Here is a 23797-nt window from a genome sequence, read left to right as displayed (position 1 = left end):
AACAGTTCAATTAATTTCTTTTTGCATCCGAAGCTTTTGTTACCGGCCTGATGAATTTGGCTTTTACGGTTTCAAGCTTTTTTCCCTGGCTGTAAATTCCGAGTGTCACCACGGTGCGGGCGTTGGTGATGTCTTTTTCAGGGATCTTGATGAAGTAGACACCTTTTGCCATTCCTTCTGCCGGCACCGTGATCTCTTTTCCGTCGACTTTATAAAGCGAGGCTGTGGCGGGAGATTCTACCTTGATTTCCAGCTTAAGGCCGTCGAAGGTTTTGTTGATGAACTCCACGTTGTACAGGTTGCTGATCACGCCACCCTCGCGCTGGTATAAGGTGCCCGGAACTTTCAATATCGTTGTCTCCACGTCTGACCGGGTGATCAGCGCAAAGCTCAACATGCTCATCAGCGTCACCAGCAGAAATGAATAGCCGATCACCCTTAGGTTGACAATGTTCTGGATCCTGTCGGTAATGGAGTTGATGGACGCGAACCGGATCAGCCCCTTGGGTTTGCCGATCTTGATCATCACATCATCGCAGGCGTCGATGCAGGCCGTGCAATTCACACATTCCATCTGGGTACCATTGCGGATGTCGATGCCGGTAGGGCAGACGTGAACGCAGAGCTTGCAGTCGATGCAGTCGCCCGGGTTCGCCGCTGATACTTGATTCTTTTTTAAATGTCCCCGCGGCTCTCCGCGCAGCCAGTCGTAGGCCACCACGATCGATTCTTTTCCCAGCAGCACACCTTGCAATCTTCCATAAGGACAAACGGCAATGCAGGCCTGCTCGCGGAATTTGGCGTAAACAAAATAGAAGATGCCTGTAAAGCTGATCATCGCGATGAACCCTGCCGGGTTTAATGCCGGCGACTGCGTGATGATGGCAAAGGTATCTTTTGCACCAATGATGTAAGCAAGAACCGTGTGCGCGATCAGTATGGAGATGAGAAGAAAGATCGCATGCTTGAGCGTTTTCTTCCCAAGCTTGTTCCAATGCCAGGGCTCCCTGGCCAGTCTTCGTTGTGCGGCGGCGTCGCCTTCAATGAGGTATTCGATCTTCCGAAAGACCATCTCCATGAAGAGTGTCTGCGGGCATAACCATCCGCACCAGATCCTGCCAAAGACAACGGTAAACAGAATGATGAAAGCAAAGAAGGCGATCAGCGTGATGGCCAGCAATACAAAATCCTGTGGCCAGAAAGCCTGTCCAAAGATCACAAACCTGCGTTCGAAGATGTTCAGCAGCAGCAATGGCTGTCCGCCGATCTTCAGGAACGGCCCTGCAAAGAGCAATGACAGCAACACCACCGTTACAGCTATACGCCATTGGTGAAGGCGACCCGAAGGTTTTTTAGGATAGATCCAGAGACGTTTTCCGGCGGCGTCTACGGTGGCAATGGTATCACGAAATTCTTCTCCTGTGCCTGCTTCAATGTTGGCCAGGCTTTTTGCAAGCCTTTCTTTTCTCAGATCGATCCTTATTTCACCTTCCATCTCCATCTCACTTTCTTTATTTTAAAGGGAAGCCTGTGTGGCGGTAGTGTCTGCGCCAACAGGTGTTTGTTTAAAAAGCTCACCTTGTGGCGCCTTGGCATCGGCGGGTTTGGTTCCCTGCAGGCTCATCACGAAGAATGTAAGGTCACGTACATCCTGGGGGCTCATGGATTTTCCCCACGCGGGCATACCCTTTTCGACCACGCCGTTTTTGATCGTATTGAAAATGTTCTTCACATCTCCGCCGTGCAGCCAGTATTCGTCTGTGAGGTTAGGACCGATGGTGTTTCCGCCACCGTCGTTCCTGTGGCACGATCCGCACGGATTGTTCATGAATACTGTTTTGCCTTTTTCGATGATGGCTGCGTCAGCGGTATACTGCAGCGCGTTCTCATCGATCGTTGCTTCGGGTTGAGATGCCCTGAGCTTGCGCGCCTGTTCCTCGGCAACAGCAACTTCCTGTTGATACTCTTCCAGCGAGAGGGGCAGGCTGGCGGAAAAGTGGAACACGATGATGTACACCACAGACCAGCCGATCGTTCCATAAAAAAGCCATTTCCACCACGGCGGCAAATGGTTGTCGAGCTCGCGGATGCCATCGTAGCTGTGATCCATCTCGATATTTTTCTCCTGCTCAACAGGTACAGAGGCGTTCATACGTTGCGCAAACCGCTGCCACCAGCTTTGCAGGGGCACGTAGGCGATGCCCGATTTTTCAGCGTTCACTTTCCTGGCCTGTTCCGTGAGCGTGTTCAGCACCTTCACCATGTAGATGCCCACGAAGGCAACCAGGATGACAACCACCAGCAGCAAAGCAGTCACCACGTACAGTGACGCCAGGGGATGGTTCACCGGATCGTCCCAGAATGTTTTGGCGGTATTCTCCTGCGCAAAGGTTGATGCTGCGAACAGGCAACCGGATAATATCAGCAATGGCTTCTTCATAGTTGTGTGATGTTAAGATCCTTTTCTTCTGAAGTATGATCGATGGGAAGACCCTTCATCTTATCGATGAATTTTTTGTCGGTAGTAAAGACCCACCAGAGCAGGCAGATGAAGAAGAGAAAGAAGATAACAAAGGAGATAACGGGCCAGATGGCGATGTTATCGATACTTTGGAGCACATTCTTATACATAGCACATTATACTTTAGTAGTGAGGTTCGTCCTATTTTTCAGCGTTGGCAGTAGGTTCTGCCTTGATGTCTTTGCCCAGCCTTTGCAGGTACGCGATCAGGGCCACGATCTCTGCATCGGGCAGCACTTCAATGCCGTCTGCTTTCAGCGAGCCTGCGATCTGCGCCGATTGTTTGTCGAGGTCATCGTTGGCAACAGATTCGTATCCTTCTTCGTAAGGCACGCCTACCTTGCGCAGCGCGCTGACCTTGCCGGCGGTGGCATCCCTGTCGATATTTTGTTCGAAGAGCCAGGGGTAGGCAGGCATGATAGAACCGGTGGAGACTGCATCAGGTGCCAGCATATGGTTGTAATGCCAGCTGTTGGAATACTTGTCGCCCACGCGATGCAGGTCAGGGCCTGTTCGTTTCGAGCCCCAGAGGAAGGGGTGATCATAAACGAATTCTCCAGCTTTTGAATACTCACCGTAGCGTTCGGTCTCGGAGCGGAATGGCCTCACCATCTGCGTATGACAGTTCACACAGCCCTCGCGTATGTAGATGTCCCTGCCATGAAGCTCCAGCGGCGTGTAGGGTTTTACGCTGGTGATGGTTGGAACATTCGATTTGATGAGGAAGGTGGGTACCATTTCAATGAACCCGCCGATTAAGATGGCGATGAGCGTCAGCACCGTAAAGATCACAGGTTTGTGCTCCAGCACACGGTGGTGCCATCCTGCGTTTCTCGAAGCCACATATTCGTTTACCAGCGGTGCCGCTTCAGTTCCTTCGTTGGCGATGAAGCTTCCGGCTTTTGCTGTTTTCACCAGGTTGTAGGTCATGATGAACGCGCCCAGCAGGTAGAACGCACCACCCGTTGCCCGCAGCGCATGCAGCGGCAGGATCTGTACCGTTGTTTCCAGGAAGTTCTTATAGACGAGGAAACCTTCGGGATTGAATTCTTTCCACATGAGGCTTTGCACCACGCCTGATACATACATGGGCAGCGCATAGAAGATAATGCCCAGGGTGCCGAGCCAGAAGTGTGTGTTGGCGAGCCTGCGTGAATATAGGGTTGTACCCCACATGCGCGGCACCAGCCAGTATAGCACGGCAAAGATCATGAAGCCGTTCCATCCTAATCCACCCACGTGCACGTGCGCTACGATCCAGTCTGTGAAGTGCGCAATGGCATTCACGTTCTTAAGCGACAGCAGCGGCCCTTCGAGTGTAGCCATACCGTAAGCAGTGACGGCCACCACCATAAATTTCAGAATAGGATCTTCACGAACACGATCCCACGCGCCGCGCAGGGTCATCAAACCGTTGAGCATGCCTCCCCACGACGGCGCTATCAGCATGATGGAAAACACTACACCCAGTGATTGCGCCCAGTCGGGCAGTGACGTATAGAGCAGGTGGTGAGGGCCGGCCCAGATATAGATGAAGATGAGCGACCAGAAGTGAATGATGGAAAGCCTGTACGAATACACGGGACGGTTGGCAGCTTTCGGAAGAAAGTAGTACATCATGCCCAGGAAAGGTGTGGTGAGGAAGAAGGCCACCGCGTTGTGCCCGTACCACCACTGCACCAGCGCATCCTGCACACCCGCATACCACGAGTAACTTTTGAAAAGCGTCACCGGCATCTCGAACGAGTTTACCACGTGCAGTACGGCCACCGTTACGAAGGTGGCGATGTAAAACCAGATGGCCACATACATGTGCCGCTCGCGACGTTTGATGATGGTGCCGATCATGTTCCAGCCAAACACCACCCAGATCACGGTGATGGCGATGTCGATGGGCCACTCCAGCTCCGCATACTCCTTGGAAGTGGTCATGCCCAGCGGTAACGTGATCGCAGCTGCCACAATGATGAGCTGCCATCCCCAGAAATGGATCCAGCTGAGTTTGTCGCTGAACATGCGCGTTTTCAGCAGACGCTGCATGGAATAATAAACACCCGCAAACATGGCGTTGCCTACAAACGCAAAGATGATGGCGTTGGTGTGCAGGGGCCTGATGCGCCCGAATGTTGTGTACTGCGTATCGAAGTTGAAGATGGGATACACCAGCTGAATGGCGGCGGTAAGTCCCACCAGCATGCCCACCAGTCCGAAGACCACGGTGGCGATCATGAATGCTTTTACAATCTTGTTGTCGTAACTGAATTTTTCGAGTTCCATACGATGGCCTGGGGTTAAATGCAGGTTCTTTCCGGTCTTAAAAGTAGACGCGGGTAGCCGGCTGCCTTATGATCGTGGTCATATGGAAAACTGATTTCTGTCAGGAAATTCCCGGGTAGTGATTCAGAGGGACCGCAATTTTCTGCGATAATAGTGGAATCCGTAGCGGAGGTTGTCGTACAGCAAGGCGATCAGCAGTGCAGCAGCGGCAAACAACAAGGACTTGAAGGCCACCTGTTTGTATAAAAATCCACCCAGCACACAACCCAGAAAGAAAAAAAGGATGATGGCGAGCCTCAGGTAAACACTTTTCGACAGTTTGTGCCGTTCCGCGTTATCCTTGTAAAAAAATAACTGCGAGATCTCGATTCCCAGGTCGGTGAACAAACCGGTGAGGTGTGTGGTGCGCACGGTGGCATTCGAGACTTTGGTGACCAGGGCGTTTTGCAGTCCCATGGAGAACAGCAGCATACAGGCCAGCCATTGATCGTCAATGAATGCGCCGCCCAACGCTGCGGCAATGAGGATGCACATCTCCAGCAGCATCGGGAAAGCGTGAGAGATGCGAGGTTTTATTCGCAGCATCATTTCTACGAAAAAACCGCAGACAAAAGCGCCGAACAGAAAAAAAAGAATATAGACGATATACGTCAGCGCCATGGAATAATCCTGTTGAACAAACTCTTCAGCAAAAAAGGCGAAGTGGCCTGTAACGTTTGTTGTAAGCGTATTGATTGAAAGCACGCCGGTGATATTCACCATGCCGGCAACGAACGAAAGCATGGAAGCAAGCCGTAGATTATGGATGAACGCTCTTGGTTTGCCCTGACGAAACATTCGTTCAATTTACCATTTTCTTGCAGATATGATTCAGGTCATACAACGGTACGTTGCATGGTAATAGTCAGGGAAGCTGCCTTCGCTATCGGGCAGTAGGCAATGATGCGGTGTTTCGAAGCTCGCGATGGTTCTTGTTGGAGACGGGCAGTTATAAATTCAGACCCAACGTTGCCTACTGATTATTGCCTACTGCCTACTCTTCTCAATCCAGTTCCATTTCTCATTCAGCTTGGGCAGGATCTCCTGGTGAACGTAGCCGGAAGCATCGAAGGTTGGCAAATGCAGGTAGGGAGAAACATCGAAAAAAAGAAATTGGTCTTTGCTGAATCCATGGGTGAGAACATTCACGCAGCCCGACCGGCAATCGTTAATGAAGATCATTCTTTTTTGCAGGGGCGTGGGCGCGCTATGCTGTTCAGACAATTTTTCGAGGTCACCGATATCGGCAATGCCCATCGTTTCGAGCTGGGCCGCGATCCGGTAAGAAAGTTTTCTGCTGCCGGCTTTGGCCGCGCCAGAACACATAAAGATCACCATTTTTTCCACGCCTGTCATTTTTACACTAAAATTTCACAATGGTAGAACAAGCGCCACTGACGGGAAATGACAAAAATCAGGAAACCCGAATTTTGTTTTGTAGCTACATCGCGGCTTATAGATCGGAGGCTCATATTGCCTTGCTGAAGAGCTTTTGGTTTTGGGTCTGTGTGTTCTTCATCCGCTGGTCGAAGACGCTGCACACATTTCGGACAAACGCACGTCCCAACGCCGTTACCTGGAAACCATCGATGTTTGCAGAAAGAATGCCTTCCTGTTTCATCGCATCGAGAGTCGGGAGAATTTCTTCGTCACCAAGGCTGAGAAGATCCTGCCGGCGCACTTTGCCTTCGCACGCCACCGCCAGGATGCATTTTTTAAGCTGCAGATCCTGTTCGGTTTGCAGGTGGCCTTTGAATACTGCCAAAGTGTTGTTTGCTATCGCCGCAGCATAGTCTTCTACTTTCTTTGCGTTTTGCGCATAAGCATACTTTGCATCGCTGATGGCGGAAGTGCCCAGGCCGATGAGCAGGTCGGTTTCATTGGTGGTATAACCCATAAAATTCCGGTGAAGCCGGCCGTTGTGCTGTGCTTTGAAAAGCGGATCGTGTGCCAACGCGAAATGATCCATTCCCACATCTTCATATCCTTTGGATCTTAACAGGGCCCTTCCTGTTTCATACAGGTGCCGTTTCATTACATCGGTAGGAAGGTCTGCGTCTTCGTAGCCGCGTTGTCCCGGCCTGAGCCACGGCACATGGGCATAACTGTAAAATGAAACCCGGTCGGGTTTCAGCGTCAGCACCTTCTCAACGGTATCGGTGATGGTCGCCGGCGTTTGGAAGGGGAGACCATAGATCAGGTCGTAGCTGACAGAGGTATAGGCGTTGATCCTGCTGAGGTGCGTGGCCTCCTGCAGGTTCGCGAATGGTTGAATACGATTGATGGTTCGTTGCACTTTCTCATCCAGGTCCTGAACACCGAAGCTTACTCTCCTGAATCCAAGATCAGCGAGCGTTTTCAGGTGGTCAGCCGTGGTGTTGTTGGGGTGCCCTTCGAAGCTGAATTCGTAATCGTCATGAATGTTGGCGTCTTCCAGTATGTCGCCGATGAGCCACTTCAGGTTCTCTGCGCTGAAGAACGTGGGCGTGCCGCCACCCAGGTGCAGCTCACGAAGCAGCGGCCGCCTGCCGAAGATCTTTTTATAGATGCCCCATTCCTTCAGGGTCGTTCTGATGTAATGGATCTCCACGTTGTGATTTTTGGTGATGCGTGTATTGCAGGCACAATACGTACAAAGGCTTTCGCAGAAGGGCAGGTGAATGTAGAGGCTGATCCCTTTGGTGTCGTTCGATTCGCGGAACGACCTGCTGACGGCGTCGATCCATTTTTCGGTGTTGAAATTTGTGGTATCCCAACAAGGTACCGTAGGATAGCTCGTATACCGGGGCACCGGTATATCGTATTTTTTAATGAGCGCAGCCAGGCTGATAGATTCGATCATGCAGGCAAAATATCCTGCAGCCGGAACAAGCCCGCTGAGACTGATCAACCAGCGAGGTGACTTTTGTCAGGTTTTCTGATCATCGCTTACTTTCCCAGCTTTTTCTGCGCGTTGCTTTCACCTTTCGCGGGCTTGCCATCGAACAGCATTCTCACGGAGGGCGTATAGCTGTCGTCGAACTGGCCGCTTTTCAGACTCCAGTAAAAGATCAGCAGAAACACCACGGCAATGGTCAGGCTTATCCCGATGAGCAAAATGATGATGGTCATGATTAATATAGGGTTCGTTCAAATTCGTATTTATGAAGGCGATCGAAGGCGGCTCTTTCGTATGTTCTGGTTATTGTTTTGTAATTTCTTCTTCGCTATAAAATTCACGGCCATCGCCGAAAATCCCACCACACTGATGCTGCTGATGGGCATGAGGATGGCCGCCACCAGCGGTGTCAGGTGACCGGTCACAGCAAAGCTCAGCGCCACGGCGTTGTAAAAAAATGAGATGCCGAAGCCGGTTTTCAGGATCGATGATGATGTTCTGGCAAGCGCCAGGTACCGGTCGAGTTGCCCCAGCCGTTCACCCGCAAGAATGCCATCGCAGGCAGGGGTGAACACGCCGGTATCGTCAGTAACGGCGATGCCCACCGTGCTTTGCTTCAGGGCGCCGGCATCGTTCAGACCATCGCCTACCATCAGCACATTTTTGCCTTCTGCCTGCAGGTCTTTAACGTAAGCCAGCTTATCGTGCAGGCCCTGGTTGAACAGCAGCGCCGTTGAAGGATCGAATAGCGCACGCATTTTGTTCCTGTCGGCATCGTTGTCCCCTGAGAGCAGGGCCACACACTTACGTCCAAGGCGCTGCAGCATACCCTTGATATTTTTCCGAACGGCGATCCTGATGCTGAAGTATCCTTTTACGAGATCGTCTATGGCTACATATACATAAGCATTTTCTGTATCGGTGTTGGGGCGTGCACCTACAAAACCCGCTGAGCCTGCGCGGATCAGGTGTCCGTTGATCGTTCCTTCAATACCCTTGCCGGGAACTTCTTTAAAGTGTAATATTTTTCCGGCGGAATGAACCTTGATGGATTGTGAAACGATGCTGCTCAGCGGATGCGACGAGGCACTGGTGAGCAGCTTCACGGCACGCAGTGCATCCGTATCAAGCGCTCCATGGAAAGCCACTTCCGGATGGCTGCCATGGGTGATGGTTCCTGTTTTGTCAAACACCACGGTATCGATGCTGGCCATACGTTCAACGACATCGGCATTTTTCAGGTACAGCTGATTTCTTCCAAACACCCTGAGCATGCTTCCATATGTGAACGGCGCTGCCAGGGCTAGCGCACAAGGGCATGCTACCATCAGCACCGACGTGAGCACCAGCCACATTTCAGAAGGCCTGTACAGTTGCCAGTATAGAGCCGTAGCCGCGGCAATGTAGATCACCACCCAGGTAAAGGTGCGGGCCGCCTTGTCTATGGTTTTCTGGTACTTGCTTTCAGTCACCTTTTTAAAGGCGTCATGATTCCACAAGGTGGTGAGGTGACTCTGCGAGATCTTTTTTTCAACCACGAGTGTCACGGGCGCGCCCACCAGCCTTCCACCGGCATACACAATGGTGGCGCGGGTGGCTTTCACAGGTTTCGATTCGCCGGTAACAAAGCTGTAGTCGATGTACGCTTCATCGTCCAGCAACGTGCTGTCGGCCGGAACGATCTCCATGTTTCTTACCATGATCTGGTCACCCCTTCTCAATTCATAGATGATCACGGGCTTCCATCCATCTTTCGTCAGCCTGCTCACAGCCAGTGGAAAATACGAAGTAAAATCCCTGTCGAAGGCAAGGCTTTCGTAGGTTTTGCTTTGAAACCACCTGCCGATGAGCAGGAAGAATACCAGGCCTGTAAAGGAGTCAAGGTAACCGGGACCGGTGCCGCTGATGATGTCGTAGCTGCTGCGTAAGAACAAGGCAAGCAGTCCTGCGGCGATGGGTACATCGATGTTGATCTGGCGTTGTTTGAAACTTTTCAGCGATGACCTGAAGTAATCCGCCCCGCTGTAGAAGAACACCGGCACAGCCAGCGCCAGGTTCAGGAAAGAGAAGATCCGCATCAGGTGCCGGTCGGCGTGGTCGAGGCCCAGGTATTCAGGGAAGCTGAAGAGCATCACGTTGCCGAAGCAGAACGCCGCCACGGCAAGCCGGAGCACCAGCGATTTGTCTTTGTTCTGTTTTTTGCCATGATCCTGGCTGTCGAGGTTTACCTGTGGCGGATACCCTATGCGACTTAACGCGATGGCTATGCTCCCGAGCGATGTGCTGGCAGGGTCGAAGTCAATGCCCACGGTCTTCTGCGCGAAGTTTACCTCAGATCGCAAAACACCTTTGTTCAGCTTCTGCAGGTTCTCCAGCAGCCAGATGCACGAAATGCAATGAATGGCGGGAACGTAGAAACGAACCCTGGCAAAACCGGGCGAATCGAACTCCACCACTTTTTTTCTGATGTCCTTGTCGTCAAGCCAGGCAAAGCTTTCTTCGTTTACCTTGTTCTGCTGTGCGCCCGGATTTTGGTCGAGGCTGTAGTATTCGCAGAGGTCATTTTCATTCAGGATCTCGAACACGGTTTGGCACCCATAACAGCAAAAAACCTTGTCGTTGCTCCACAGCGTTCCTTCACAGGGCTGGCCGCAGTGGTAACACTTCAGGCCGGTGATCACTTCAGTGCTCGTCATAAAAACAGGTTCTCCTTGTTATGAACTTATGCGTCAAAAATATTTTCATAGCCCCGCCCCGGGCTTGAGAATAGTCAGGCAGAAACCTGATTTATGTCAGGATCCTGGCAGCGCCCGGGTGTTTTATTTGGGACCATTAACCGGGTGTTTAAAACCATGAAGGAGACCATATCAAAAAATAAAGCCCAACGATTTTTAGCCCTCAATAGCCGGAAACTGAAAACAGAGTTCCTGGTGATCGGATGTTTCCTGGGCGTAGCGCTGCTGGTCATCAGCATCGCGCTCGACCTGTTCAAAAACGATGTCGGGTTTAGCCTCTTCGCCATCAAGAATTTGTACCACGACAACCCGGTTCATTGGGTAATCGCTACAGCACCATTCTTCCTCGGCAGTCTTTTTTACCTCACAGGCAGGATGATCAGTGAACGAGAGCTCAAGCTCGAAGAACGTGCCGGTTACGAGCACAGGCAGTTCTCCATTCTTCAATCCTATATCGCCGCCCTTGACAATGGCGACCTCGGCAGCGACCTGCCCGATACCTTCGATAACCGGCTGGTATCCGAACAGTTGAGCAGGTTTCGTAAAAAACTCATCAGCAACAAACATGAAGAAGAAAAACGGATCTGGGAAAGTGAAGGGCTTGCCAGGCTTGGTGACATGCTGAGAACACAAAAAGATATGGCATCGCTGGCCGACGATGTGATCCGGTTTGTGGTGAAGTACTGCCAATGCAACCAGGGCGCTGTTTTTCTGCTCAACGAAAATCAGGATGGGCCAAACCTGGAGCTGACAGCCTGCTACGCGTACGATAGAAAAAAACATATCTCCAAAACCATCCCGATAGGTAATGGAATTGTTGGACAGTGTTTCCTGGAAAAGGAAACTATCCTGCTGTCAGAAGTGCCGGGAGATTACGTTAAAATAACGTCGGGCCTGGGCATGGCTACACCTGCCTTCCTAGCCATTGTGCCGATGAAAGCAAAAGAGGTTGTTGTAGGTGTATTGGAGGTAGCCTGCTTTGAACGCCTTGACGCATCAAGAGTCCGCTTCTTAGAAAAGGTGTCGGAAGCGTTTGCCTCTGTTGTAGAATCCGTCACCACCAGTGGCAACATTAAACGTTTGCTCAGCGAATCGCAGCGGCAGACCCAGGCATTGCGCGCGCAGGAAGAGGAGCTGCGCCAGAACGTGGAAGAGCTGCAGTCCATACAGGAACAGCTTACCCGCCAGTTGGACGAGAATCAGCTGATGCAGAAGAACCTCGATACAAGAGAGAAGGTGCTGGCCATGACAACCATTCTTTCGGAATCGGACCTGTTCGGCACCATTACATATGTGAACTCCAAGTTTTGTGAAGTTTCCCAATACAGCGCCGAAGAGCTTATCGGCAAAGGACATAATTTCGTCAGGCACCCCGATATGTCAGCAGAAGTTTTCAGGGTGATGTGGCAAACCATCAAAAAAGGGAAGGTCTTTCAGGGCATCGTAAAGAACCGGAAGAAGGACGGTACTCCCTATTGGGTAGATGCCGTAATCGTTCCTGTTTTTGAAGATGGCAAAATTGTAAAATACGTTGGTGCCCGTTACCACATCCGCGACACCGTGCACGCCGAAAAGCTGTATCTGCGGCAATTGGAAAAGATCATGCAAGGAGAATTTGCCGTGCCAGCATCATCCATGTCTATGAATACAAATTAAGCTTTAGCGCTGAAAGAGCATAATAGCCAAACGCAGGATGCAGCCCGCGCGAAAGCATCACCGGCCCGTCAGCTCGCGGTGAATTACATGTGACTCACGTTATGACATAAATCATGCTTTTACATGACGCACTTCAATGTCCTGCTGCTTATCATCGTTTACTTTTGATCTATTAACAAACCTTGTTGCCATGAAAAAGATACTGGTCCCCTGCGATTTCTCCACTCCGGCCATCAATGCTTACCGGTTTGCCCTGGATGTTGCCCAACAGTCGAAGGGCACGGTTCACCTCCTGAATGTGATCGAGCTTCCTGTGATGCACGACACTGTACTCATGCCCGTGCTCAATTTTGAAGAACAGCTTCTGAAAGAGCTTCGCGAAAAAGCGGAAGGCCAGTTTAAAAAGTTCCGTGATAAGTATAAGACGGAAGGTGTGAAAGTGATTTTTGCCGTTCAGTTTGGCGTGGTCTCGCGCACGATCCACGATTACATTGAAAAAGAGTCGATCGACCTCGTTATCATGGGCTCTCATGGTGCCAGCGGCGCACGGGAATTCTTCATCGGCTCGAATGCCGAAAAAATGGTCAGAAATTCGATGGTACCGGTTTTAGTGATGAAAAGCTATTTCAAAGGGCCCATCAAAAATATCGTATTCCCCAATACGTTTGAAACCGAAGCACAGGAAGACCTGGTGATGAAAGTGAAGGCATTGCAATATTTCTTCAAGGCGCACCTGCACCTGGTGTGGATCAATACACCCCTGAACTTTACATCTGACACGGTAACCCATCAGCGGCTCGAAGCTTTTGCAAAACGGTTTATGTTGAAAGATTACAGTACCAGCGTATTCAATCACCGTGATGAGGAGAAGGGTATCCTGGAATTTGCCAGCTTCGTGAAAGGCGATCTGATTGCCATGGGCACCCACGGAAGAAAGGGAATTGCCCACCTTGTCAACGGTAGTCTGGCGGAAGACATCGCCAATCACAACAGCGGACTGGTGTGGACGTATGCGCTAAAGGGTGAGCCAGTGGAAGCGTGAATTGAGTCTAGGCTAGCTTAAGTTGTGCCGGATTACTGAGCATCTCCCCAATCACCTTCTGTGACCTCACTGGCGATGCGCTGGGCTCCACCTCCGTATTCCGGCACTGCTCATCCAATATGACCACCTGGTGATCGTCGTTCAGTTGTACGTTGATGATCTCGAGCAACTCGGCTTTTAGCGCGGGTTCTTTGATGGGAACACAAACTTCGATGCGCCGGTAGATATTTCTGTTCATCCAGTCGGCTGACCCGATGAATACTTCTTCTGCGCCGTTGTTGTGGAATACAAAGATCCTTCCGTGCTCCAGATAGCGGTCTACAATTCTTTTTACACAAATGTTCTCGCTCAGGCCCTTCACCCCCGGCACAAGGCAGCAGATGCTCCGCACGATCAGCTGGATTTGCACACCCTTCTGTGAGGCCTCGTAAAGTTTGGAGATAAGCACTTTGTCTTCCAGGTTGTTCAGCTTTACGGCGATAGAAGAAGGTAATCCCAACTCGGCATGTCTTATCTCGCGATCTATGAGATCCAGAAAACGTTGCTGCAGGTTGAACTGGCCCACCAGCAGGTGCTTGAAGCTGATGCTTTTTTTAGACGATTGCTTCTTGCGTTTTTTCAGGAAATGGAAAAGTGCTTCAGCCTCTTTCAGCATGGCCTGATTGCCGGTCATGAGCAGGTGGTCAGTGTAATACCGTGCAGTGCTTTCGTTAAAATTTCCTGTGGCAACAATGCCCAGCCGTTCCGTTGCAGAACCTCGCTTTTTAGTGACCAGCGCCAGTTTTGCATGCACCTTTAAACCAGGAATGCTCTCGATGATGCGGATGCCCGCGGCCTTCATACGTTTGGACCAGCGGATGTTGTTGGCTTCATCGAACCGTGCCTTGAGCTCGACAAAGACCGTCACCTTTTTGCCATTGTGTGCTGCGCTGATGAGCGCTTCCGCGATCTTTGAGTCATGCGCAATGCGGTAAAGCGTTATGAATATTTTTTCAACCCCCGGATCAATGGATGCTTCGTTGAAGAACCGGAGCACCGTATCATAACTTTGGTAAGGCGTGTGTAGCAGGATATCACCCGAAGAGATCCGGTCAAAGAGAGATTGATCGGCGGGTATTGGAAGGATGGAGCGGGGCCAAGGCTCGTAGTTGAACCGCGGATCTTTTAATGGCAGCGTTGAAAGATCTTTCAGGTTGTGATAAGTTCCTCCCTTGATACAGCTCGCGCCTTTGAGGTTAAGTCTCTTGCGGAGCATGGAGAGTGTAGGCTGATCGATGCCAGGTTCATAGAGGAATCGTGTGGGGAGACCACGGTCGCGCTGGGCTAGTTTTTTTTCGATCTTCCTGGCTAGGTTCCCGGAGAACTCGTCCTGGAGGTCGATCTCCGCATCGCGGGTGGTTTTAAAGTTGTGGCTGCCGGCGATCTTCTGCCCCGGGAATAACAAAGGCAGGCTGAGCTTGACCACATCATCGAGAAATACGATGTACTGAACACCATCAGCGTGGTGAACGTAGAACCGCGGCAGCACATCGGAGGGAATGTTGATCACAAACCATTGGCGCGCCTTCTTCTTTTCTATGGCTACAAGGTTATAAAGCTTGTTGTTTTCGGGAAAGAAAGTTGTTTTGGGCGACACCGGTGTGATGCGGATGTACGCGGCCACCTGGTGGATAAAATAATATTGCAAGGGTTGCAGCAGCGCCCCGGGAATGGCTTCGTTATAAACCAGGCGAATGTTCTGCGCGCGCAGGCCACCGATGATCTCATTTTCTATGATGGACCCGAAAAATTTCTGTTGCGCGAGGATCTTGCTGTTGATCTCATCCAGCAGCGATTGTGAGGGCTGAAGCCGTTTATCGATATCCAGTTTACCGAGGGCCATCAGGGCAGGCATGCGCACGCGGTAAAACTCATCGAGGTTAGAAGAGTAGATGCCCAGGAAACGGATCTTCTCCATCAGGGGAACGCCCTCGCGCCGGGCTTCGTTCAGAACCCGTTCGTTGAACGAGAGCCAGCTCAGGTCACGGTCGAAATAAACAGGATGGGTCTTTTGCGATGTTTCTGCCTTCATGCCCTAAAGTACGTTGTTAGCGCAACAACGATCAATGCCGGTGGAAGGATAAATTTTCGCCGGCCTTCTTTACCTGTTTTCCTTTGATGCTTCCGAGTCCGTCATAGCTTGCATACTTGTACAGGTCATGCAGCGATGGAAAATTGAATACCGTGGCGATCACGTCGTCAATCGTTTTCTGCTCCCTTACCAGCGACATTCCGAAATGAATGAGCTCCGTGGCCAGGATGCCAATAATATGAACGCCCAGGATCACCCTTGAATCTTTGTCGAAGACGAGCTTCAGGAAGCCATTGTCAGGGTCTCCCATGATCCTGCCACGAATGGTTTCACGGTAGTAACAGCATCCTGTTCCATAGTTGATCTTCTGGCTTTTCGCCGTTTCTTCCGAAATTCCTACCATCGATACTTCAGGTACCGTGTAGATCCCGTAAGGAAAGACCGTAGCGAGGTTTTTGAGATCGCCTGTTTGAAAAATGTGTGCCACAGCGATCCTTCCCTGGTCCATGCTGGTGCTGGCCAGCGCAGGGAAGCCCACAACGTCGCCTACGGCATAAATGTGACTCACGCTGGTTTGAAACCGGTGATCCACTTTGATGGCCTCGCGTTCGCCCAGGGTGATGCCGGCCCGTTCACACTTCAGCTCCCGGGTATTGCCGCTTCTTCCTGCCGCGAACAGGAACATGTCACATTCCACCACATCACCGCTTTTTAATGTCAGCGTGATCGGATCGTTGGTGTCTGCAGGAATATCGAACGTTTTAATAGTGTTGTTGAAGAATATTTTGATCCCGTTCTTTTCCATACGCGATACCAGCGCCGAGGAGATCTCCTTGTCGAGGAATGTGAGGATCTGGTCGTTGTTGTTAACGATGTAGGTGGGGATGCCCAGGGCCGCGAAGATGGTGGCATATTCACAGCCGATCACACCGGCACCCAATACACACAGCGACCTGGGAAACCGGGTGATGTTCAGGATCGAATCTGAATCGTGAACCCTGATGTAATCAAAGGGAATATTGGCCGGGTGAACGGGGTATGACCCGGTGGCGATAATGATGTTTTTGCCGTAGATCGTTACCTCAGCCGCACCGTTGGCGATGCGGATCTCGTGATCGTTGACAAATTCCGCCTGGCCTTTGTAGATGGTTACGTTATGCCGGTCAAGGTTGTGTTCCACAGCATTTCCGGCGTCGTGCACTACAAGGTTCTTGCGGTACATAAAATCCTGGATGCCGGCAATCCTGCCCAGCTCACGGTCGATGCTAAAAATACCTTTGCTGTAGATGCCGGAGAGATGCAGCGAGGTCTCTTTCAGGGTCTTGGAAGGCAGGGTACCTGTTTGAATGCCGGCGCCGCCGAAATGCTCGTTCTTTTCAATGATGGCCACCTTGTAATTGAAATAGGCGGCTTTTACCGCTGCTTTTTCACCTGCCGGCCCTGAACCGATCACCACAAGGTCATATGCTTCCATGATTATTGAACATTTTCAGCTGGCCCTTCACACGCGTCGAGGTAACGAAAATAAAAATCGTGAAGGTTCCCGGCAAGCTGCGGAACTGTTTTATTGCGACGATGTCGGCCGCTACATTGCGCAAAATGCCAATGAAGCCATCATCGCGTCATCCGGCATCACTCTACTCTTGCCATCCTGGAATGAGCGGCACAAGCGCCAAAAAAGCCCAAAGCGCCTTCACTAAGGTTGGTAGGGACATTTCCGCGGGTGCTGCCAAAAAAACCACCGTAATATTTTACTTCAAGCAACACCGCCCTCATAAAAAGATAATGTTGGCGAGATAGTGCATATTTCGTTTGCCTGAGCACGGAGCCCGGTGCGAATTGAAGGTTATCAGAAAATGTAGGAACTACGTTGTCAGGGTCAACGCCCGGGAAGGAAAAATAGGTCATTGAAGAGTCGGGAAGTTGCTGAAGCGAATACGTGATGCGGGCCGGAGCATCGGCGCCGTAAAGTACCAAAGGTCCGCTCACATAATAGTTAGGGGAGCCTTTTCCCAGGTATTTTTGCAAATAGTTGTCATTCGGATCAAACGCTATCTCCTGTGGCATTTGATCGGAGGCGTGATAGGTTGCATTTCCAACACGTACCATCAGTGTGTAAGTTGCTCCCGGCTCACCTTGTATCGTATCTGTCCAGTAACTTCCTGACCCTTGAGGGTACTCCAACAACGGCCATGTAGTCGTTCCATCCGTGATAGAAACGGAAGCATCTGATACAACTGCGGGAGGATTTTCAGGCAGCGCCGTAGTTACCCTGGAAAGCTTCACCCGGTGTGGCTTCTTCTCATTGGTGATCAATCCCTCAACCACCAGCCTTCCGGAGGTTGGGCCGACCAACGCTTCCACGGTCACTTCTTCGATACATCCCTGCAAAGAGAGTACAACACACAGGTATATCAGAAAACGCAGGTGCTTCATGGTTAGAATTTAAAATTATAAGTGATCGACGGAAAGAAAGGAAACAGGGTAATGCGTTGCGCCACAACTTTGTTATCATCCGCCTGTTGTGGATTGGGATCCCATCCGTGGCGTGGCAGCATCACAATGGCCGTATCATTTTTTCTGAAGTAGGCGTTGTAAAGAGAGAAGGTCCAGCTTCCCGAGTATTTCCTGTCGGGCCTTGTTTTACTATAGGTGGCAGCCAGGTCGAGCCTGTGATAGTCACGCATTCTGAAGTGATTTTTTTCGGCATAAACAGGCACTGTCATATCACCATAGTTAAAGCTTTCTACCGCCAGCGTTATTGGTCTTCCGGTTGCATACGTCCAGTTGGCGGAAAGGGACCAGCTGCGCGAGATCTTCTGGTGAGTCACCAACGTCACATTATGCGGCTGATCGAAATGAGTAGGATAGGGTTTGTTGCTGATGGCCGGAATATCTTTTCTGGCGATTGCGTAGGTGTAGCTCAACCAGCCTGTGAGCATACCTGAATTCTTTTTGAGAAAGAACTCGGCTCCATATGACCACCCTTTGCCTGTGCGCAACTCACTTTCCAGCTGCGAATTGAATAACAGCCGAGCATGGTCCGTAAAATCTATCTGATGATGCATCCATTTGTAGTACACTTCCGCGGAAGTTTCATACTTGTTTTCCTGCAGGTTACGGAAATATCCGAATGAAATTTGATCCGCCGACTGTGGTTTCACATTGGGGCCGGAGGGGAGCCAGATATCAAATGCGTTGAGGCCTACCGATGAATTGGAGAGCAGCTGGAGATACTGGCGCGTGCGATTGTAGGCTATTTTGAGCGAGCTTGCTCTATTGAGCATGAACCTGGCCGAGACCCGCGGCTCCAAACCACCGGATGTATGAAAGATCTCGCCGGACTTCACATTCAGGGTGTCTGTTACAACATGGTTGTCGTCATAAGTGTACGAGGTGCCCTTTCCGATGTTTTGAAATAACGAATAACGCAGTCCGTATTCAAGTGCAATCCGGTCGCTCAACTGATGTTCATGACTGACGTAGACCGCGTGTTCCAGGGCATTGCTGACCGGCACTTTGACAGGGCCATCTGCCAGAAGTTTACCTGCCGCTGTGCCGGAGTTGATCTGATGATGGGTTGACTGTAAACCATACCGGATAACATCATGCTGCCCAGCGTACCAGGTAAGATCTCCCTTAAAGGTGATATCACGGATGCTGCTCTTCCACCGGGCATAGTCTGAAATTTTCTGAAGAATGCTCATGGCGCCTATGTCGCTATCGTACTTGCTGTAAAGCAAGGTAAAGTTGGAAAAGAGCTTCTCATGGAAGACATGATTCCAGCGGGCTGTAGCAGTGGCATTGCTCCATTGGATGTTGGTTGCGCCGAAGGCATTGGCATCGGCTCCGAGGTAGCCAGATAGAAAGATCTTGTTTTTGTCGTTGAAGGTATGGTTCACTTTGGCGGACAGGTCATAGAAGTATAAACGCATATCGTTCTCGCGCAAATATTTCACTGTTCGTGTGATCAGATCGCTGTACGTGTAACGTCCCGAAACAATAAAGGAGCTTCTGTCTTTCGCAAGAGGACCTTCAACGGTAAGCCGGCTTGAAACGGTGCCCACACCACCCGAAACGCCGAGAGACCTGGTGTTTCCGTCCTTCAGTCGCACATCGAGCACAGAGGAGAGACGTCCGCCATAAAATGAAGGAAAGCCACTTTTGTAAAACTGAATGTCTTTGATGGCATCAGCATTGAAAACGGAGAAGATGCCGAACAAATGTGAAGGGTTATAGACCGGGGCTTCATCCAGCAATACCAGGTTCTGATCCAGGTTGCCGCCTCTTACAAAAAGGCTGCTCGAAGCTTCACTCGCTGTTTTTACGCCAGGCAGCAATTGTACAGCGCGCAATACGTCTACTTCACCAGCCAGTGAAGGCATCTCGCGCACGGTTGCCATGTTGATATTATGCGATCCCATTTCGGTTGATGTGACGTTCATATCAGATTCTGTGGCTGTAACGGTGACCTCTGAAAGTTGCTGCGAAACAGGGGTCAATGTGAAATCCAGCTTCTGGTTTTGTTCCAGGGAGATTTGCTGCTCAAGACCTGAGTACCCAACGAAGGAAATTTTAAGCGTATAGGTGCCGGCCGGAACGCTTAGCGAATAGAAACCATATGCATTGGAAAATGTGCCCGCGTGCAGCTCATCCAGAAGTACAGAAGCCCCGATCAGTGTTTCGCCGGACACTGCATCGCGAATGTGCCCGCTGATGGTGATTGATCCATGAATTCCGGAAGGGACTTTTTCTTGCGCACGGAGTAATATTCTGTTTTTTTGAACAAGGTACTCAATGCCTGCGCTTGAAAAGACGTCATCAAGATGTGCTTTGATCGTTTGCGTTGACTTGCGTACGGCAATGACCTTTGTGTACGGGATGTTGTTACCATAAGAAAATACAACGTTTCCCTTTTTACTGATCTCTGCCAGCAGGCTTTCTATCGTGTACGTCGCCTGGTCAAGCGTAATGGTCTGTTCGAGAATAGATTGTGCATGGATTGGGTGAAGTACAAGGTATAATCCTAAAAACAACAAAGACCTCTTCGGCATAGCGGGTTTTTTTAAGTTTGCGCCCCCTTTCGATACCAGTCTGCTGGCATCTTTGGAAAGAATCTCAAGCGCGTCATTCGGGACCTGTACCGGTGTCAAATGAATGATTCAGGCCGGTTCCCAAAGCTATGACAAACAAGGTTCCTGTTACACGTATCGTCAGGCAAAATATTTTTACTTCTTCACCTTCTTTTTCTTTCCCGTCTTCGCGGCTGCGGACACAGCTTTTGCCGCATTCACTTTTCCATAACCGTAGAATATGCTGTGGCCTTTTGAGTCGTACTGGCCTTTGGGCTTGTCGATCTTGTCGCACGTATCTTTGAGAATTTTCTTCACCTGCTGGATGGTGAGGTTCGGATTGGCCGAAAGCATCAGGGCAATGACACCCGCCACTCCTGGCGTTGCGCTGGAGGTGCCACCGAAATCATCGGTATAGTTTTTACGCGAGTATCCGTTCTCGCCACGGCGGTCTGTGGTATAGATACCGTTGGTCAGCGGTGCCGGATGGTTGAAGTCTTCGTGCTCAAAGTCATTGCTGGGGAAGCAGCAGAAAACGGATTTGCCGTAATCGCTGTAGACAGACCGCCTGTTGGTGTCGTTGCAGGCCGCCACAGCAATTACCTGGTCGTTGCTCGAGTAGCCATCCGCTTCGATGTTCTCATTGCCGTTGCCCGCGGCAAACAGTACGATGGTACCCTTGCCGTTGCGCCCTTCCGTGACAGCCTTGTCGATGATCTCGCGCGTAAGCTCGGGGAGCGGATACTCGTCACCGTCATCCGACTGATTCCACCACTCACCATCGGCGGGACCCCAGCTGCAGGAGATGATGTGTGCGCCGTTCTTGATAGCCCAGGCAAAAGCTTCGGCCTCTTCGATCGATCCCAGGTTGGAGCTGAGCCTGATGGGCATTAACGTTGCTTCTGGTGCAACGCCCGCGGCCTTCACACCTGCGGCACAGGCAACACCGGCGCAGGCAGTGCCATGGTTCTCGTCTTTGTATTTTGGCTTGGGGTTTTTGGTTCTGAGTGTTGCATCATACGGATACACTACCTTGCCACTGAACTCGGGGTGTGTAATGTCTACACCGTCATCGATGATGGCAATGGTCACATCTTTGCCTTTGGATATCCGCCAGGCATCTTCAACGGAAATATTGGCTCTAACATCGGTGCCGTTGATCTGGGTCTCTTTCAGGTGCCACTGCTGCGGGCTCACCACCACCTTGAATTTTCTTTTTGTGATCAGCTCCGGGTAAGCGTATTCTACCGAGGCGTGTTTTGAAAGATCGTTCACCGTATCGAACACCACTTCCGCACCCGATCCTTCCGGTACCTTCACCACGTAAACATTATCCAGTAAAGTGGTAACGTTCATCTTATTCTGCTGCGCGCTCACGGTAAGGTTTTTCGATTTGAGCAGCTTGTCGATCTCTTCTGTCACCACATCTTTTTTGAATTTTATAACGATGTTCTCTGTGTAGATAACCGGTTTCCCTGTTCTGGGATCTTCCAGCGCACGGCCGGCAAATCTGATCTTGTTTTCGGTCTTGAGCTGCTTGCGTACATCGTTGCGTACCGGAATGGTTTTTTTGGCCGCTTCCTTAACCTTCATGATGTAAACACCTTTGTGCGGATACTCGTCAAAGGGTTCGAGGTTAGCCACAAGGTCTTTGCTCGATTTCTTTTTTAAGGATGCAGCGAGGGGTTTATTTTCCTTGGTGCGGATCACAACGAACTTGTCGCTGTAGTCGAGCTGGTGTTTTTTTCCTTTTACTTTATACGCAAACATGGTCGTGGGGTTTGGGTTTTCTCATGATCACCTGGCCGATGAATATTCATCACGCTGACCGGAACTGCCTGAAAAAATAAAAAGCCCACCTTAAATGGCCATTTAAACCACTAAAGATGGGCTCTCTATGCATCTAATATATAAAAAATCCTGTTACTGCCGCAAGCTGCGCTTTCTTTTGATGACCGTGCTTCCGTGCAGTTTGTACAGTGTATTGAAGTCATCACAATAAGTTTTCAAAATCCACCGATGTATCTATATTGCCGCGAAGATTTTATATCAATATGGATCGTAAAGAGTTTCTGACACAGCTTGGTTTGGGCGGATTGAGCCTGATGGTTTCCGCATATGGTTTCAGGCAGGATGAAGCTGAGTTTCCCAAAGTTCGGGTTCCCGCAGACAAACGGAATTTTAGCAGCCCGGCAATCGAGAAGGCCATCACAGATTTTAAGTCGAAGGTGAAAGATCCGGAGCTGGGATGGCTGTTCGAGAACTGTTTTCCCAACACGTTAGATACTACCGTCTTTTTGAAGGCCACCGGCAAAGTGCCCGATACCTATGTGATCACGGGCGACATCGATGCGATGTGGCTGCGCGACAGCTCTGCACAGGTATGGCCTTACCTCACTTTTATGAAGACGGATGCCACCTTGCAAAACCTGATCTGCGGCGTGATCAACCGGCAGACGAAAAGCATTCTGAAAGATCCGTACGCCAACGCTTTTTATGGCGACGATCAGAAAGTGGGTGAGTGGAAAGACGACCTTACGGCGATGAAGCCCGGCATCCATGAGCGCAAGTGGGAGATAGATTCGTTGTGCTACCCGATCCGGCTTGCATATCATTACTGGAAGCTCACCGGCGATGCAACACCCTTTGATGACCAGTGGAAGAGCGCCATCGAAGCCACGTTAAAAGTTTTTAAAGAGCAGCAGCGGAAGCAGGGCAAAGGACCTTACAGCTTTCAGCGCACAACTGCATGGGCAACCGATGGTGTACCCCTGGCGGGATACGGTTACCCCGTGAAGCCGGTGGGATTGATCTGCTCCATGTTCCGCCCCAGCGATGACGCAACGATATTTCCTTTTCTGATACCAGCCAACTTTTTCGCGGTGGTAAGTTTGAAACAGGCAGCCGAAATGGTAACTGCCATTGCCAAAGACAAGGCACTGGCAATGGAGCTTACCGGGCTTGCCAGCGAAGTAGAGACAGCGTTGAAGAAACACGCCGTTGTTGAGCATGCAACGTTCGGCAAGATCTATGCCTATGAAGTGAACGGCATGGGAAGTTACAACCTCATGGACGATGCCAACGTGCCGAGCCTGCTATCGCTCCCTTATCTGGGCGCTGTTAGCCCTGACGATACGATCTACCGCAATACACGTAAATTCCTGTTCTCGGAAGACAACCCGTTTTTCTTCAAAGGAAAAGTTGCCGAGGGCATCGGAGGTCCGCACGCGGGCATTGATATGATCTGGCCGCTCAGCATCATCATGCGTGGCCTCACCAGCAACAACGACCAGGAGATCAGGGCTTGTATCCAGCTCCTCAAGCGAACACATGGTGGAACCGGATTTATGCATGAGTCATTCCACAAAGACGATGACAAACAATTTACCCGCAAATGGTTTGCCTGGGCCAACACCATCTTCGGCGAATTTCTGTGGAATGTCTTTGTGACCAAACCTCACCTGTTAGCGTAGGCGGTTGTACAAATCAATGTATGTTGAGTTTGG

At 50.6% G+C, this 23797-nt stretch carries 17 protein-coding genes; 3 read left to right on the top strand and 14 right to left on the bottom strand.

All coding sequences use genetic code 11. From position 1 onward, the window contains the following. Positions 1–10: 10 nt before the first annotated feature. From ccoG to KK083_RS03135, 9 genes are all read right to left on the bottom strand, one after another. Positions 11–1501 (bottom strand): cytochrome c oxidase accessory protein CcoG, encoded by a 1491-nt coding sequence (ccoG, locus tag KK083_RS03175; RefSeq protein WP_254160624.1) that lies wholly within the window; start codon positions 1499–1501, stop codon positions 11–13. A 15-nt stretch (positions 1502–1516) separates the two neighbouring features. Next, positions 1517–2440 carry a cbb3-type cytochrome c oxidase N-terminal domain-containing protein gene (locus tag KK083_RS03170; protein WP_254160622.1) on the bottom strand — a complete coding sequence of 308 codons (924 nt, stop codon included), beginning with the start codon at positions 2438–2440 and terminating at the stop codon, positions 1517–1519. Continuing rightward, positions 2437–2631 (bottom strand): cbb3-type cytochrome c oxidase subunit 3, encoded by a 195-nt coding sequence (locus tag KK083_RS03165; RefSeq protein ID WP_254160620.1) that lies wholly within the window; start codon positions 2629–2631, stop codon positions 2437–2439. Before KK083_RS03165 ends, KK083_RS03170 begins: the two co-directional genes overlap by 4 nt. Before the next feature lie 31 nt (positions 2632–2662). Continuing rightward, on the bottom strand, positions 2663–4798 hold the full coding sequence (gene ccoN / locus KK083_RS03160; protein WP_254160618.1) for a cytochrome-c oxidase, cbb3-type subunit I: 2136 nt from the start codon (positions 4796–4798) through the stop codon (positions 2663–2665). 123 nt (positions 4799–4921) lie between these two features. Continuing rightward, positions 4922–5581, bottom strand: a complete 660-nt coding sequence (locus tag KK083_RS03155; RefSeq protein ID WP_254160616.1) for a YoaK family protein — start codon at positions 5579–5581, stop codon at positions 4922–4924. Positions 5582–5824: 243 nt separating this feature from the next. Beyond that, complete coding sequence (locus KK083_RS03150; RefSeq protein ID WP_254160614.1) at positions 5825–6193, bottom strand: hypothetical protein; 369 nt, start codon at positions 6191–6193, stop codon at positions 5825–5827. 112 nt (positions 6194–6305) lie between these two features. Then, complete coding sequence (gene hemN, locus KK083_RS03145; RefSeq protein WP_254160612.1) at positions 6306–7679, bottom strand: oxygen-independent coproporphyrinogen III oxidase; 1374 nt, start codon at positions 7677–7679, stop codon at positions 6306–6308. An 86-nt stretch (positions 7680–7765) separates the two neighbouring features. Next, entirely contained in the window at positions 7766–7948 is a 183-nt protein-coding gene (ccoS, locus tag KK083_RS03140) for a cbb3-type cytochrome oxidase assembly protein CcoS (RefSeq protein ID WP_254160610.1), read from the bottom strand. Positions 7949–7978: 30 nt separating this feature from the next. Then, positions 7979–10411, bottom strand: coding sequence for a heavy metal translocating P-type ATPase (locus KK083_RS03135; RefSeq protein WP_254160608.1), 2433 nt, complete (start codon positions 10409–10411; stop codon positions 7979–7981). A gap of 156 nt (positions 10412–10567) precedes the next feature. Here KK083_RS03135 and KK083_RS03130 point away from each other — a divergent pair, with 156 nt between their 5' ends. After that, positions 10568–12106, top strand: coding sequence for a GAF and PAS domain-containing protein (locus KK083_RS03130; RefSeq protein WP_254160606.1), 1539 nt, complete (start codon positions 10568–10570; stop codon positions 12104–12106). 190 nt (positions 12107–12296) lie between these two features. Next, the gene (locus tag KK083_RS03125) at positions 12297–13148 is read left to right on the top strand and encodes a universal stress protein (protein WP_254160604.1); all 852 of its coding nucleotides are present in this window, start codon (positions 12297–12299) and stop codon (positions 13146–13148) included. Positions 13149–13155: 7 nt separating this feature from the next. Here KK083_RS03125 and ppk1 read toward each other — a convergent pair whose 3' ends face one another. From ppk1 to KK083_RS03100, 5 genes are all read right to left on the bottom strand, one after another. Next, positions 13156–15219: a polyphosphate kinase 1 gene (gene ppk1 / locus KK083_RS03120; RefSeq protein WP_254160602.1), complete on the bottom strand. Its 2064-nt coding sequence runs from the start codon at positions 15217–15219 to the stop codon at positions 13156–13158. A gap of 31 nt (positions 15220–15250) precedes the next feature. Further along, positions 15251–16693: a Si-specific NAD(P)(+) transhydrogenase gene (gene sthA, locus KK083_RS03115; protein WP_254160600.1), complete on the bottom strand. Its 1443-nt coding sequence runs from the start codon at positions 16691–16693 to the stop codon at positions 15251–15253. 158 nt (positions 16694–16851) lie between these two features. Beyond that, complete coding sequence (locus KK083_RS03110) at positions 16852–17655, bottom strand: DUF4249 family protein (RefSeq protein ID WP_254160598.1); 804 nt, start codon at positions 17653–17655, stop codon at positions 16852–16854. Positions 17656–17657: 2 nt separating this feature from the next. Continuing rightward, positions 17658–20273, bottom strand: a complete 2616-nt coding sequence (locus KK083_RS03105) for a TonB-dependent receptor (protein ID WP_254160596.1) — start codon at positions 20271–20273, stop codon at positions 17658–17660. A gap of 174 nt (positions 20274–20447) precedes the next feature. Continuing rightward, positions 20448–22061, bottom strand: coding sequence for a S8 family peptidase (locus KK083_RS03100; RefSeq protein WP_254160594.1), 1614 nt, complete (start codon positions 22059–22061; stop codon positions 20448–20450). Between the two features lie 284 nt (positions 22062–22345). On the opposite strand from KK083_RS03100, the gene KK083_RS03095 reads away from it, so the two are divergent. Further along, positions 22346–23764 carry a glycoside hydrolase family 125 protein gene (locus tag KK083_RS03095; RefSeq protein ID WP_254160591.1) on the top strand — a complete coding sequence of 473 codons (1419 nt, stop codon included), beginning with the start codon at positions 22346–22348 and terminating at the stop codon, positions 23762–23764. Positions 23765–23797 lie beyond the last annotated feature (33 nt).

The sequence above is a fragment of the Chryseosolibacter histidinae genome, assembly GCF_018598225.1.
GTDB lineage: Bacteria > Bacteroidota > Bacteroidia > Cytophagales > Cyclobacteriaceae > Chryseosolibacter > Chryseosolibacter histidini.
Note: the sequence above shows the minus strand (reverse complement) of the source record. Positions and strands in the feature narration are given on the sequence as shown.